Annotated in this window: 12 protein-coding genes; 7 read left to right on the top strand and 5 right to left on the bottom strand. The window is 71.2% G+C overall.

Annotated features, from left to right (window positions below):
* The first annotated feature begins 56 nt into the window (after positions 1-56).
* Complete coding sequence (locus R2K23_RS13765; protein ID WP_316517269.1) at positions 57-692, top strand: DUF3159 domain-containing protein; 636 nt, start codon at positions 57-59, stop codon at positions 690-692.
* 6 nt (positions 693-698) lie between these two features.
* Here R2K23_RS13765 and R2K23_RS13760 read toward each other — a convergent pair whose 3' ends face one another.
* The gene (locus R2K23_RS13760; protein ID WP_316510159.1) at positions 699-1,364 is read right to left on the bottom strand and encodes a potassium channel family protein; all 666 of its coding nucleotides are present in this window, start codon (positions 1,362-1,364) and stop codon (positions 699-701) included.
* A complete protein-coding gene (locus tag R2K23_RS13755; RefSeq protein WP_316510158.1) occupies positions 1,361-2,044 on the bottom strand; it encodes a potassium channel family protein in 684 nt (227 codons plus the stop codon). Before R2K23_RS13755 ends, R2K23_RS13760 begins: the two co-directional genes overlap by 4 nt.
* Positions 2,045-2,139: 95 nt before the next feature.
* On the opposite strand from R2K23_RS13755, the gene R2K23_RS13750 reads away from it, so the two are divergent.
* From R2K23_RS13750 to nhaA, 3 genes are read left to right on the top strand one after another with little or no spacing between them, the layout of a single operon-like run.
* On the top strand, positions 2,140-4,137 hold the full coding sequence (locus R2K23_RS13750; protein ID WP_316510157.1) for an APC family permease: 1,998 nt from the start codon (positions 2,140-2,142) through the stop codon (positions 4,135-4,137).
* The gene (locus R2K23_RS13745; RefSeq protein ID WP_316510156.1) at positions 4,134-5,324 is read left to right on the top strand and encodes a class I SAM-dependent RNA methyltransferase; all 1,191 of its coding nucleotides are present in this window, start codon (positions 4,134-4,136) and stop codon (positions 5,322-5,324) included. Before R2K23_RS13750 ends, R2K23_RS13745 begins: the two co-directional genes overlap by 4 nt.
* Before the next feature lie 28 nt (positions 5,325-5,352).
* On the top strand, positions 5,353-6,648 hold the full coding sequence (gene nhaA / locus R2K23_RS13740) for a Na+/H+ antiporter NhaA (RefSeq protein ID WP_316510155.1): 1,296 nt from the start codon (positions 5,353-5,355) through the stop codon (positions 6,646-6,648).
* Here nhaA and R2K23_RS13735 read toward each other — a convergent pair.
* Positions 6,635-7,861, bottom strand: coding sequence for a polysaccharide pyruvyl transferase family protein (locus R2K23_RS13735; RefSeq protein ID WP_316510154.1), 1,227 nt, complete (start codon positions 7,859-7,861; stop codon positions 6,635-6,637). The genes nhaA and R2K23_RS13735 overlap by 14 nt on opposite strands.
* 178 nt (positions 7,862-8,039) lie before the next feature.
* On the opposite strand from R2K23_RS13735, the gene dxs reads away from it, so the two are divergent.
* Positions 8,040-9,953: a 1-deoxy-D-xylulose-5-phosphate synthase gene (gene dxs / locus R2K23_RS13730; protein ID WP_316510153.1), complete on the top strand. Its 1,914-nt coding sequence runs from the start codon at positions 8,040-8,042 to the stop codon at positions 9,951-9,953.
* A gap of 28 nt (positions 9,954-9,981) precedes the next feature.
* Positions 9,982-11,172, top strand: coding sequence for an alpha/beta hydrolase family protein (locus R2K23_RS13725; protein ID WP_416223218.1), 1,191 nt, complete (start codon positions 9,982-9,984; stop codon positions 11,170-11,172).
* On the opposite strand, the gene R2K23_RS13720 is transcribed toward R2K23_RS13725, so the two are convergent.
* Positions 11,169-12,446 (bottom strand): ribonuclease D, encoded by a 1,278-nt coding sequence (locus tag R2K23_RS13720; RefSeq protein ID WP_316510151.1) that lies wholly within the window; start codon positions 12,444-12,446, stop codon positions 11,169-11,171. The two genes, R2K23_RS13725 and R2K23_RS13720, sit on opposite strands and share 4 nt — an antisense overlap.
* Position 12,447: 1 nt before the next feature.
* Positions 12,448-12,984 carry a DUF3000 domain-containing protein gene (locus tag R2K23_RS13715; protein ID WP_316517265.1) on the bottom strand — a complete coding sequence of 179 codons (537 nt, stop codon included), beginning with the start codon at positions 12,982-12,984 and terminating at the stop codon, positions 12,448-12,450.
* Positions 12,985-13,143: 159 nt separating this feature from the next.
* Here R2K23_RS13715 and hemE point away from each other — a divergent pair, with 159 nt between their 5' ends.
* On the top strand, positions 13,144-14,205 hold the full coding sequence (gene hemE / locus R2K23_RS13710) for a uroporphyrinogen decarboxylase (protein ID WP_316510150.1): 1,062 nt from the start codon (positions 13,144-13,146) through the stop codon (positions 14,203-14,205).
* Position 14,206 lies beyond the last annotated feature (1 nt).

Below are 14,206 nucleotides of genomic sequence, written 5' to 3'. Positions count from 1 at the left end.
GATTCTGTGAAACTTTGACCGACAAACGCAACGGCGCCCAAGGCCTGCTCGACCAGATGGGTGGCGTGAGTGGGCTGATCTACTCGTCGCTACCGGTGGTGGTCTTCGTCCCGATCTCCTCGCTGTTCGGATTGCTGTCGGCCATCGTGTCGGCGCTGCTCGTCGCGACCGGGATCCTGATCTGGCGGCTGGCCCGGCGCGAGACCGCGCAGCCCGCCATCTCCGGCTTCTTCGGCGTGGGCATCTGCGCGCTGATCGCCTATCTGATGGGCGAGTCCAAGGGCTATTTCCTGCTCGGGATCTGGACCTCGCTGTTCTGGGCGGTGGTGTTCGGCGTCTCGGTGCTCATCCGGCGTCCCGTGGTCGGCTACGTCTGGGGCTGGACCGGCGGACACGGCCAGCGGTGGCGCACGGTGCGCCGCGCCACCCGGGCCTTCGACCTCATCACGCTGGTCTGGGCGGTACTGTTCGCGGCCCGCTTCGTGGTGCAGAACCAGCTCTACGACGCCGACCAGACCGGATGGCTCGGGGTGGCGCGGATCGCGATGGGCTGGCCGCTGACGGCGTTGGCCGCGCTGGGCACCTATTTCGCGATCAAGGTGGCGCAGACGGCGATCCGTGACGTCGACCGCGCCCAGCCGGACGCCGTCGAGGCCGACACCAGCGGCGCCGAGAGCGTCCGCGGCGACTGACCCCCGTCAGGCCGACGGCGGTCGCAGCAGCGCGCGCAGTTCGTCCTCGACCTCGGCCGTGGCCACCAACAGCAGCTCGTCGCCGCCCTCGAGGGGTTCGTCGGCCTGCGGCACGATCACCCGCTGCCCGCGCAGGATCGTCACCAGCGCGGCGTCGCGGGGCAGCTCGAGCTTGCGCACGGGCTTGCCGCCCCAGGGGGTGTCGTCGGGCAGCGTGATCTCCACCAGGTTGGTGCCGCCCTTGTGGAACTGCATGATGTGCACCAGGTCGCCGACGGCCACCGCCTCCTCGACCAGGGAGGCCAGCATGCGCGGCGTGGAAACCGCGACGTCGACGCCCCAGGACTCGTCGAACAGCCACTCGTTGCGCGGGTCGTTGACGCGGGCCACCACCCGCGGCACCGCGAATTCCGTCTTGGCCAGCAACGAGAGCACCACGTTGGCCTTGTCGTCGCCGGTGGCGGCGATCATCACGTCGAACTCCTCGGCGTGTACCGCCTCCAGCAGGGACAGCTCGCAGGCGTCGCCGAGTCGCCAGTGCGCGGCAGGGATGGCGTCGACGTCGATGTGCTCGGGGTTGCGCTCGATCAGGGTCACCTCGTGCGCGTTCTCCAGCAGCTCGCGGGCGATCGAGCGGCCGACCGCGCCGGCACCGGCGATGGCGACCTTCATCGGCCGACCCCCGTCTCGAGATCCGGGGCGGGCGGCAGCGCGGCCACCGCCAACGCGTCGGCGGCGTTGTCGGCCACCGCCGCGATGTACACCTGATCGCTGGCCTGCAGCACGGTCCGCGGGTCGGGGAGCACGCCCTCGCCGAAGCGGATCAGGAACGCGACCCGCGCCCCGGTCGCGGTCTCCAGGTCGGTGACCGGCCGGCCCACCCAGTCCTCGTGCAGGCTGATCTCGGCGACGGCGACCGAACCGGTGGGGTCGCGCCAGCGGGTGGTCTCGGTGTCGCGGGTCAGCGCGTTGAGCAGGCGGTCGGTGGTCCACGGCACGGTGGCCACCGTCGGGATGCCGAGCCGCTCGTAGACGGCCGCGCGCTTGGCGTCGTAGATGCGGGCCACCACCCGCTCCACGCCGAAGGTCTCGCGGGCCACCCGCGCGGAGATGATGTTGGAGTTGTCGCCGGAGGACACCGCGGCGAAGGCGCGCGCATCCTCGATGCCGGCCCGCAGCAACACGTCGCGGTCGAAGCCCATCCCCACCACGCGTTCGCCGGGGAAGTCCGGCGGCAGCCGCTGGAACGCCGCACTGTCGCGGTCGATCACGGCCACGTCGTGCCCGATGCGGGCCAGCGCGTCCGCCAACGAGGCGCCCACCCGGCCGCATCCCATCACCACTACGCGCACTGCGGGAAACCCTTTCGGCTCGTCTGCGAGGTCCGCGATCTGACCGTACGCCGGAACGCTACCGGCAACGGCGCTTAGGCATACTCTTGGACCTCGTGTCCAAGCTTTCGACCGCCACCCGGCGGTTGCTGTTGGGTCGGCCGTTCCGCAGTGACCGGCTCGGCCAAACGCTGTTGCCCAAACGGATTGCGCTGCCGGTGTTCGCCTCCGACGCGATGTCGTCGGTGGCCTATGCGCCGGAGGAGATCTTCCTGGTGTTGTCCGTCGCCGGGCTCAGCGCCTACGCGATGACACCGTGGATCGGGCTGGCGGTGGCCTTCGTGATGCTCGTGGTGGTCGCCAGTTACCGGCAGAACGTGCACGCCTACCCGTCCGGCGGTGGCGACTACGAGGTGGTGACCACCAACCTGGGGCCCACCGCCGGCGTCACGGTGGCGTCGGCGTTGATGGTGGATTACGTTCTGACCGTTGCGGTTTCGATGTCCGCGGCGATGGCGAACATCGGCTCGGCGGTGCCGCTGGTCGCGCAGCACAAGGTGCTGTTCGCGGTGCTGGCGATCCTGCTGCTGATGTCGATGAACCTGCGCGGCATCCGGGAGTCCGGCATCGCCTTCGCCATCCCGACCTACGCGTTCATCGTCGGCATCTTCGTCATGCTGGGCTACGGCCTGTTCCGGATCTACGTGCTCGGCGATCAGGTGCAGGCCGAATCCGCCGGTTTCGAGCTGCATTCCGAGCACGGCGAGATCCTGGGCTTCGCGCTGGTGTTCCTGGTCGCGCGGTCGTTCTCGTCCGGCTGCGCCGCCCTGACCGGGGTGGAGGCGATCAGCAACGGCGTCCCGGCCTTCCGCAAGCCGAAGTCCAAGAACGCGGCGACGACGCTGCTGATGTTGGGCGGTCTGTCGATCGCGCTGCTGATGGGCATCATCCTGCTGGCCAACAAGATCGGCGTCCAGATCGCCGAGGACCCCGCCACCCAACTGGTCGGCGCGCCCGCGGACTACCAGCAGAAGACGCTGGTCGCGCAGCTGGCCCACGCCGTGTTCGGCGGTTTCCACCTGGGGTTCGTGCTCATCACCGTGGTCACCGCGCTCATCCTGGTGCTGGCCGCCAACACCGCCTTCAACGGCTTCCCGGTGCTGGGATCGATCCTGGCGCAGGACAGTTACCTGCCGCGCCAGTTGCACACCCGCGGCGACCGGCTGGCGTTCTCCAACGGCATCCTGTTCCTGGCGGTGGCGGCAGTGGCCATCGTGGTGGCCTTCCAGGCCCAGGTCACCGCGCTGATCCAGCTCTACATCGTCGGCGTGTTCGTGTCGTTCACGCTGTCCCAGATCGGGATGGTGCGGCACTGGACCCATCACCTCAAGTCCGAGACCGACCCCGACGAGCGGGCCCGGATGATCCGGTCCCGCATGGTCAACACCGTCGGGTTCGTGTGCACCGGCACCGTGCTGCTGGTGGTGGTGGTCACCAAGTTCCTGGCCGGCGCCTGGATCGCGGTCGCCGCGATGGGCGCGCTGTTCGTCTTGATGCGGGCGATCCACCGGCATTACGCGGCCGTGGCCCAGGAGTTGGCCCGCGACGAGGCCGAGGCCGGCGAGATCACCCTGCCCAGCCGCAACCACGCGGTGGTGCTGGTTTCCAAGCTGCACCTGCCGACGCTGCGGGCGCTGGCCTACGCCCGCGCCACCCGCCCCGACATCCTGGAGGCCGTCACCGTCAGCGTCGACGACGCCGAAACCCGGGAGCTGGTGCACAAGTGGCAGGACAGCGACGTCTCGGTGCCGCTGAAGGTGATCGCCTCGCCGTATCGCGAGGTCACCCGGCCGGTGCTGGACTACGTCAAACGCATCACCAAGGAGTCCCCGCGCACGGTGGTCACGGTGTTCATCCCCGAGTACGTGGTGGGTCACTGGTGGGAGGGGGTGCTGCACAATCAGAGCGCGCTACGGCTCAAGGGCAGACTGTTGTTCATGCCCAACGTGATGGTGACCTCGGTGCCCTGGCAACTCAATTCCTCGGATCGGGTCAATATTTCGCAACCGCCCGGTTCGGCCCCCGGCGACACCCGACGGGGCATCATCAGTTGACCGAGCTGACTTTGACGGTCGGTGCGCCGGCCAACGGTGGCAGCTGCGTGGCGCGCCATGACGGCCGGGTGGTCTTCGTGCGCTACGCGCTGCCCGGCGAGACGGTGCGGGCGCGGGTGACCGACGAGCGCGGATCCTATTGGCACGCCGACGCGGTCGAGGTGCTCGAGCCCTCCGGGGACCGGATCGAGTCACTGTGCCCGATCGCCGGCTACGACGGCGCCGGCTGCTGCGATCAGGCCTTCGTGGCGCCCGCGGCGTTGCGCCGGATCAAGGGCGAGGTGGTGGCCAACCAGCTGCAACGCCTCGGCGGATACGACTGGCAGGGGGTGGCCGAGCCGGTGGGCGACGGTGCCCCGACCGGCTGGCGCGCCCGGGTGCGCCTCGAGGTGGGGCCCGACGGCCGCGCCGGCATCCACCGCTACCGCAGCAGTGAGCTGGTCACCGACCTGCGCTGCGCGCAGCTGGCCGACGGGCTGCTCGAGGAGCTGCCCGAGGACGGTTTCCGCCCCGGCGATCAGGTGCACGTGGTGCGCGACGACGACGGCGCCCGACACGTGGTGTGCGCCGGGCAGCGTCGCAAGACCCGGGTGCTCGAAGGCGAGTACGAGGCCGTGCAGCGGGTGGGTGAGCGCAGCTGGCGGATCCCGTTGACGGCCTTCTGGCAGGCGCACCGGGCGGCGCCGGCGGTCTACAGCGAGCTGGTGGGGCTGTGGGCGGCGCCGGTGCCGGGCTCGACGGCCTGGGATCTCTACGGCGGGGCCGGGCTGTTCGCCGCGGTGCTGGCCGACGGCGTCGGCCCCGAGGGCCGGGTGCTGAGCATCGACACCTCCCGGGCCGGGGTCCGGGCCGGGCGCGCCGCGCTGGCCGACCTGCCGCAGATCCGACTGGTGACCGATTCGGTGCGCCGCGCCCTGTCCGAGGGCGGTGCGGCCGCCGGCGGCGCGGACGTCGCGGTGCTCGACCCCCCGCGTACCGGCGCCGGCCGGGAGGTTATCGACCTGCTGGCGGCGGCCGGGGTGCCGCGGGTCATCCACATCGGTTGCGAGGCAGCGTCTTTCGCCCGCGACGTCGGACTGTACCGGGAGCGCGGCTACGCCGTGGAGCAGCTCCGGGTCTACGACGCGTTCCCGCTGACCCATCACGTGGAGTGCTTCGCGCTGCTGACCCGACGCGGCGACGGCTAGGCTGCGTCGGTCAGCAAGGGGTCTTGAGGTGTCCGAACAATCCAATAAGCGGCTGCTCACCCGCGGGTCCTGGCCGGAGGCCGCCCGCATCGCGGACGTGTTGCGCCGGGAGACGGTCGGCGGGCTCATCCTGTTCGTGGCCGCCGCGGCGGCGCTGATCTGGGCGAACTCGCCGTGGTCGGAGTCCTACTTCAGCCTCTCGGCGGTGCAGGTAGGTCCGGAGTCGCTGCACCTGAACCTGTCCCTGGCGACCTGGGCAGCCGACGGGTTGCTCGCGGTGTTCTTCTTCGTGGTGGGCCTGGAGCTCAAGCGCGAGTTCGTCGCGGGCGATCTGCGCAGCCCGGCGCGCGCGGTCCTGCCCATCGTGGCCGCGGTGGGCGGGATGGCGGTCCCGGCGCTGATCTTCTGCGGTGTCCAACTGGCCGCGGGCTCGACGGACACGCTGCGGGGCTGGGCCGTGCCCACCGCCACCGACATCGCGTTCGCGGTCGCGGTGCTCGCGGTGCTGGGCAGCCACCTGCCGATGGCGTTGCGCACCTTCCTGCTGACCCTGGCCGTCGTCGACGACCTGTTGGCGATCCTGGTGATCGCGGCGTTCTACACCGAGCAGCTCGAACTCCTGCCGCTGGGGCTGACTTTGATCCCCGCCGGGCTCTATGCGTTGGCGGTCCGGCGCGGCGTGGGGCAGCTCTGGATATTGTTGCCGCTCGGCGCCGTCACCTGGGCGCTGCTGCACGCCAGCGGCATCCACGCCACCATCGCCGGCGTGGCGCTGGGCTTCACGGTGCCGGTGCTGGGCAAGTACGCCGGGACCGAGCGGCTCGAGCATCTGGCCCGGCCGGTCTCGGCGGGCTTCGCCATCCCGGTGTTCGCCTTCTTCGCTGCGGGTGTGTCGATCCGCGATGTCGGAGTGGGGGAGGCGCTGAGCCAACCGGTGCTGCTGGGGGTGCTGGCCGGCCTGGTGCTCGGAAAACCGATCGGGGTGCTCGGCACCACCTACCTGCTGGCGCGGTTCACCCGCGCCCGGCTCGACGACGAGTTGGCCTGGCGGGACGTCCTGGGGGTCTCGATGCTGGCCGGCATCGGGTTCACGGTGTCGCTGCTGATCGGCGAGTTGGCCTTCGGCTACGGCACCGCATACGGCGATCAGGCCAAGCTCGGGGTGCTGTGCGGCAGCCTGTTCTCCGCACTGCTGGCCGCCGCGGTGTTGCTCAGCCGCAACGCGGCCTACCGGCGCATCCGCGCGGCGGAGACGCTCGACGAGGACCGCGACGGCGTGCCCGACGTGTACCAGCGGCCCGGTGACGGACCTACCGCCGGCTGAGGCCGCGAATCGCCTTGGCCGCGCGGTGGATCCGGGTGGGCGCCGGCGGGTAGAGCTGGGCGGCCAGCGCGAGCTTGCCGGCGCTCAGCCGCGCCACGGCGTCGGCGGGGAACCCGCCGGCGGTCGGCGGGTGCTCGGGCAGCGCGCCGGGGTCGCCGAGCTGCCAGCGTGATCCGGCGGCCAGCAGGGACTGGTGCTTGATCGGGTAGTAGTCGGTGCGCCCAGCCAATGCGACCCCGCCGGCGCCGGCCGCCGCGGCGAGCAGATGCAGGTGGAAGCGGGTGCTGACCCAGGTCTGTCCGGCGCGGGCGGGCACGCCGCGGTTCCAGAGCTCGGTGAACGGCACGAACAGCGCCCCGGGTAACTGGTCGGCCACCCGGTCGTAGACCTGCCGGTCGGCGCCCGGCAGCGCCTCGACGAAGGCCACGTCGGGTCCGCGCAGCTGCCAGCGCTGCACCAGCCGGCTCGTCGCCTCGACCAGGCCGTCGATCCCGCGGCCGCCGTCGAAGTCGTCCATCAGGTCCGACTGCAGGCAGAACACGAAGTCGCGGGCGGCGGCCGGGGAGGATTCGTCGTAGACGCAGTCCTCGGTGGCGCCGAGCCAGGCGTCGTCACCGGTGTGGGTGACCTGACAGGCGGTGTCGGCGAGCGCGTCGTGCGACGGTCGGTCGCGCACGTCGAACAGCGCGAACTGCGAGCCGAGTTTCTGCAACCAGGCGCGGCGCCCGTCGTCGCCGATCGGCAGCAGCCCCTGGCCGGTGGCCACGGCGCGCAGGCCGAACTGCTGGACGGCTGCGGACGCGGTGGCCAGCAGCGACAGGTGGTGCGACCACACGGTGTTGAGGTAGCCGCCGCCCACCAGGTGGACGGTGTCGGCGCGGGCGAGCAGCTCGACGCCGGAGGCGATCCGGGGCAGCCGGCCGGGGTTGTCCAGCACGTCGGCGGCCAGATCGACCACCTGTTCGGCGGGCTGCTCGGCGGTTTCGAAGCAGATCCGCCAGACGGTGTCGACGAAGGTGACGCGGGGGTGCCAGCGCTTGAGCAGCACGGCGGCCTGCCCCGGGGTGTGGCAGTCGACCACCACCTCGGTGTCGGGCCGGACCCGGGCCAGGTACCGCAGCCAGGCCCGCAGGATGAATTCGTCGCCGTAGTTCGGGTTGCCGGCGGGGGCCACCAGATAGATCAGCTTTGGGTCGGTTGGGGGGAGGCTCACGCCCACGATCGGCCTCCGTCCCGGTAATTTCCTGTGTCTTCGCTGTGAATATGCTGCTGATCAGCGTACGACAGCGATGCCGGTTTCGAGTAGGGACGGGTACCCACGGACCGCGGCTGCCACGCCGACGCGTGGATCTCGTCGCGAGCAATTCCGGCGTTCTGCGTAGACTGACGGGATGCTTCAACAGATCCGCGGTCCCGCTGATCTGCAGCACCTTTCGCAGTCACAACTGAGTGACTTGGCTCACGAAATCCGTGATTTCCTGATCCACAAGGTTGCTGCCACCGGTGGACATCTGGGCCCTAACCTCGGCGTCGTCGAGTTGACGTTGGCGTTGCACCGCGTCTTCGACTCGCCCTACGACCCGATCATCTTCGACACCGGCCATCAGGCCTATGTCCACAAGATGCTCACCGGGCGGTGCCCCGATTTCGACTCGCTGCGCAAGAAGGACGGCCTGTCGGGCTATCCGAGCCGCGAGGAGAGCGACCACGACTGGGTCGAGTCCAGCCACGCGTCCGCCGCGCTGTCCTACGCCGACGGCCTGGCCAAGGCCTTCGAACTCAGCGGGCACCGCAACCGGCACGTGGTCGCCGTGGTCGGCGACGGCGCCCTGACCGGTGGCATGTGCTGGGAGGCGCTGAACAACATCGCCGCAGCCAAGCGGCCGGTGGTGGTCGTGGTCAACGACAACGGCCGCAGCTATGCACCGACCATCGGCGGCCTGGCCGACCATCTGGCGGCGCTACGGCTGCAGCCGGGCTACGAGAAGCTGCTGGAGAAGGGCCGCGCCGCGGTGCGCGGGATGCCGGTCATCGGCGAGATCTGCTACCAGTGCATGCACAGCGTCAAGGTCGGGCTCAAGGACGCGCTGCAGCCGCAGGCCATGTTCACCGACCTCGGCCTGAAGTACGTCGGCCCCATCGACGGTCACGACGAGCACGCGGTCGAGGCGGCCCTGCGGCACGCCCGGGCGTTCAACGCGCCGGTGATCGTGCACGTCGTCACCCGCAAGGGCATGGGGTTCGGGCCCGCGGAGGCCGACGAGGCCGAGCAGATGCACGCCTGCGGCGTCATCGACCCGGTGACCGGGGTGGCCACCTCGGAGTCCGCCCCCGGCTGGACGGCCACGTTCTCCGATGAGCTGATCAGGGTCGCCCGCAAGCGCCGCGACATCGTGGCGATCACCGCGGCGATGCCGGGGCCGACCGGCCTGGCAGCCTTCGGGCAGCAGTACCCGGACCGGCTGTTCGACGTGGGCATCGCCGAACAGCACGCGATGACCTCGGCGGCCGGGTTGGCCATGGGCGGGATGCATCCCGTGGTGGCCATCTATTCGACGTTCCTCAACCGCGCCTTCGACCAGGTGATGATGGACGTCGCGCTGCACAAGCTGCCGGTGACCATGGTGCTCGACCGGGCCGGGGTCACCGGGCCCGACGGCGCCAGCCACAACGGCATGTGGGACCTGTCGATCCTGGGGGTGGTCCCGGGCATGCGGGTCGCCGCGCCGCGCGACGCCGCCACGCTGCGCGAAGAGCTGCGCGAGGCGCTGGCCGTCAAGGACGGGCCCACCGCGCTGCGGTTCCCGAAAGGTGATGTGGGCGCCGACATTCCCGCGCTGCGGCGGGTCGACGGCATCGACGTGCTGGCCGAGCCCGCCGAGGGCCTGGCCTCCGACGTGCTGCTGGTCGCGGTGGGTCCGATGGCCACGATGGCGCTGGCCGCCGCGCAGCGCCTGCTGACCCAGGGCATCGGCGTCACCGTCGTGGACCCGCGCTGGGTGCTGCCGGTGCCGGCGGCCCTCGGCCGCTTGGCGCGCGAGCACAAGCTCGTGGTCACGTTGGAGGACAACGGCGTTGCCGGCGGGGTCGGATCGGCCGTGTCGGCCGCGTTGCGGAGCAACGAGATCGACGTGCCTTGCCGCGATGTCGGTGTGCCGCAGGAGTTCCTGGCGCACGCCTCCCGCGGGCAGGTGTTCGACGAGATCGGCCTGACCGATCAGAATATTGCGCGACGTATCACCGGCTGGATTGCCGCACAAGGCAGTTCGGTCACCGAATCGGAAGTGAGCGAACATCTCGACTGACAGGCGGACCGTGCTCGGCCGGTCCAAGATCTTCGGAACGGTCCTTTCTCGAGTCCTCGTCGCGGTGGCGCTGTGTGCGACGGCGCTGGTGGCGGCCCCGGTCGCCGCGGGGGCCACGGTCCCGAACTGGTCCGGTCTGGATGCCCGGCACTACGACGGCCCGATCCCGGCCCCCGGGACGCTCATCCGCGCGGTGCCGCTGGACCCCGCCCTCTCGGTGACCGGTGCGGGCGCGGCCTACCGGATTTTGTACTCGACCACCGACCAGCACAATCGGCCCGCCGTCGGGACCGCGGCCGTCTTCGTGCCGAGAGGCGTTGCCCCGCAAGGCGGTTGGCCGGTCATCGCGTGGGCGCACGGGACGGTCGGGCTCGGTGACGATTGCACGCCGTCGGCGCGCCCGCGCAGCGTCCGCGACGACGAGTATCTGACCCACTGGCTCGACCAGGGCTACGTGGTGGTCGGGGCGGACTACGCCGGGCTGGGCACTCCCGGCCTGATGAGCTATCTCAACGGCGTCACCACCGCGCACGGCATCGTCGACTCCGTCCTGGCTGCCCACGACCTCGATGTGCCGTTGTCGCCGCGCTGGGCGGTCGTCGGCCAGTCGCAGGGCGGCGGTGCGGCGATCGACACGGCCCGCTGGGCCACCGAGTTCAGCGCGGGCTCCGGCCTGGATTACCGCGGGGTGGTCGCCACCGGCACCCCCGCCAACGTGGTGTCGCTGGTCCAGCGCGCCGGGCCGGACATGCAGGTGCCCGACCTCGCGCCGGTCGCCAACGCCTACACCGCCTACATCGTCGCGGCGCTGCGCGAGGCCAACCCCACGCTCGACCTGGACGCGGTGTTGACCCCCGCCGGGCGCGCGGCCGCCGACCAGGCCGAGACGATGTGCACCCACGACCTCGCCGACGCGTTGTCGGCGATGACGCTGCCCGGTTTCTTCACCGCGCCGGTGGCCTCGATTCCCGGGTTCGACGCGTTCGTGCAGCGCTACATGGGAACCCCGCACGACGGATTCGACCGGCCCATCTTCCTCGGGGTCGGGCTGCGGGACCGGGACGTGCCGCCGGAGTTGACGTTGAAATTCAACGATGCGCTGGTCGCCAGCGGCCAGGACGTCACCCTCGAGGTGTATCCGGACGACGACCACAGCAGCGCGGTGCTGGCCTCGATGGCCGATTCGACGCCGTGGCTGCGGGCCGTGTTCGCCGACTAATCGGCGCTCGGCGCGGGCGCGGTCAACGCCGCGGCCAGCACCGGCACCACCAGTTCGCGCTGCCAGCGCCGGGCCCCACCGGCCCGCAGGAATTCCTCGACAGCCCCGGCCGGTTCGTCGGTGGCCGCCCAGTCCCAGCACAGCCGGCGCACCAGGTCGGGGGACACCAGGTTCTCGGCGGGCACGTTGACCTGCTCGGACAGCGCCGCCAATCCGGCACGCGCGGCCTCGAGTCGGGCCGCCGCCTCCGGCTTGCGCTTGCTCCACCGCACCGCCGGCGGCGGCCCGTTCTGCGGTTCGGAGCGCTGCGGCGGGTCCGGGTTGGTGCGGCCGGCTTCCACTGCCTCGAGCCAGATCCGCGCGCTGCGGCGCTGCTTGGGCCCGCCGAACACCGGCAGGGCGACCAGTTCGTCGACGGTCTTCGGGTCCGCCAGGGCGGCTTCGACGATGGCCGAGTCGGGCAGCACCCGGCCCGGCGCGATGTCGCGGCGCCGCGCGATCTGGTCGCGGACCTGCCACAGCTCGCGGACCTCGGCCAACGCGCGCGGCGTGCGCACCTTGTGGATCCCCGAGGTGCGCCGCCACCGGTCGCGGCGGGTGGGTGCCGCCTCATAGGTCCGCAGATGCTCGAATTCCTGTGCGGCCCAACCAGACTTGCCTTGGGCCTCGAGTTCGGCGGCGATGGCGGCGCGCAGCTCGAGCAGCACCTCGACGTCCAGGGCGGCATAGTTGAGCCACGGCTCGGGCAGCGGCCGCTTGGACCAGTCGGCCGCCCCGTGGCCTTTGGCCAGCCCGAGCCCCAGCAGCCGCTCGACCATGGTGGCCAGGTTGACCTTGTCGAACCCGGCGAGCCGGCCGGCCAGTTCGGTGTCGTACAGCGCCGGCGGCCGGATGCCGAGCTCGGCCAGGCAGGGCAGATCCTGGTCGGCGGCGTGCAGGATCCACTCGTCCTCGTCGAGCACGCTGGCAACCGGTCGCAGCGTCGCCAACGGGTCGCGGCCGTGGCTGACCGGGTCGATGAGCACCGTGCCGGCGCCGGCGCGGCGGATCTGGATAAGGTAGGCGCGGTTGGAGTAGCGGAAGCCGGAGGCCCGCTCGGCGTCCACGGCGAAGGGGCCGTGCCCGCTGGCCAGGAACTCGGCCGCCTCGGCGATCTCGTTGGCATACACCGACAGCGGTGGCACGCCCTCGGCCGGGGCGGTCAGGGGGACGGGTTCGGGGGCAGCGTTCTCGGCCGGCTCGTCGGCCGGCTCCGTCGGTTCGGGTTCACTCATCTCAGGCGCGCGACCGTGACCCCAGGTCGATGACCCCCGCCGGCGGCAGGCCCGCGGCGTGCTCGAGTACCTCGCAGAACGCCTGCACGTGGGTGCCGAGATCCGGGGTGAGCGCCGTCCACGACGCCCGCAGCTCCAGCTGGTGGGCGCGCGGCGGGCCGGAGATGTCGCCGTAGCGGACCGACGTCGTGGAGGTGACGGTGCCGCCGAGCGCGGTGACGTGCTCGGAACGCGATTCCAGCGCGTCGACCAGCCAGCTCCACGCCACCTCGGGCAGCAGCGGGTCCACGGCCTCGCTGGAATCGAGGTCCGCCTGGATGTAGGCGACCAGGCGCATGGTGCCCGACCAGGCCTCGGAGCCGTCGGGGTCGTGCAGCAGGATCAGCCGGCCGAACGCGTCGCCCTCGGACTGCTCGGGCACCACCGCGGGCTCGGGCTGCTTGACCTCCGCCCCGACGGCATAGCTGTAGGGGGCCAGCCGCTGCGGCGGGCGGATGGGGCCGAGTTCGATCTCCGGGCGGACGGCGACATCGCTCATCGCCGCCACCGCTGCACGGAACTCTGCCGGGTCGCCGGACGTCACGACGATTTACGGTAGCCCTGTTGGGCCTGCTGCGGGTGCAGGCGCGCCGTCGCGACGCCGACGAGCACCGCGAGGTTTTGGTCGGTTCTGTCGCCGATGGCAGCATTGAGGCCGATGAACAACCGTCGTGAACTACCCAACTCGCCGTATCTGGCCGCCGTCAGCGGCCGGACCCCCAGCCACCTGCCGGTTTGGTTCATGCGGCAGGCGGGCCGATCGTTGCCGGAGTACCGCGAACTGCGCGCTGCGCACAAGATGCTGGATTCCTGCTTCAACGCGGACCTGGTCACCGAGATCACCCTGCAGCCGGTCCGGCGCCACCGCGTCGACGCGGCCATCCTGTTCTCCGACATCGTGGTGCCGCTGCGCGCCGCGGGCATCGACCTGGATATCGTGCCCGACGTCGGCCCGGTGATCGCCAGCCCGATCCGCACGCTGGCCGACGTCTCGGCCGTCAAGCCGCTGGAGGGCCACCAGGTCGCGCCGGTGACCGACGCCATCAAGAACCTGGTCCGCGATCTCGGCGAGGTCCCGTTGATCGGGTTCGCCGGGGCCCCGTTCACGCTGGCGTCCTACCTGATCGAGGGTGGTCCGAGCCGCAACCACGAGCACACCAAGGCGATGATGCTCGGCGACCCGCAGGCCTGGGCCGCGCTGATGTCCGCCTTGACCGAGGTGACCGTGGAGTTCCTCCGGTTGCAGGTCGAGGCCGGCGTGGACGCGCTGCAGATGTTCGACTCCTGGGCGGGGGCGCTGTCGCTGGCCGACTACCGCGCGCACGTCCTGCCCTACAGCACGCAGGTGTTCGCCCGGCTGGCCGACGCGGGCGTGCCGATGACGCACTTCGGCATCGGCACGGCCGAACTGCTGGGCGCGATGTCGGAAGCGCTGGGCCCGGGCCCGAGCCGGATGGTCGGCGTGGACTGGCGGACCTCGCTGGCCGACGCCGCCGGCCGGGTGGGCCCCGGTCGCGCGCTGCAGGGCAACCTGGATCCAGCGGTGTTGATGGCCGGTTGGGATGCCGTCGAGCGGCGGGCCCGCGAGGTGGTCGCCGACGGCCGCGCCGCGATCGCCGCCGGCGCCGTCGGCCACGTGTTCAACCTCGGCCACGGGGTGCTGCCCACCACCGACCCGGGGGTGCTCACCGACCTGGTGGCCCTGGTGCATTCCTTGTGAG

It is taken from the genome of Mycolicibacterium sp. MU0050 (assembly GCF_963378085.1).
Taxonomy (GTDB): Bacteria; Actinomycetota; Actinomycetes; order Mycobacteriales; family Mycobacteriaceae; genus Mycobacterium; species Mycobacterium wendilense.
The sequence above is the reverse complement of the archived record's forward strand: the minus strand, read 5'-3'. Positions and strand labels throughout refer to the sequence as shown.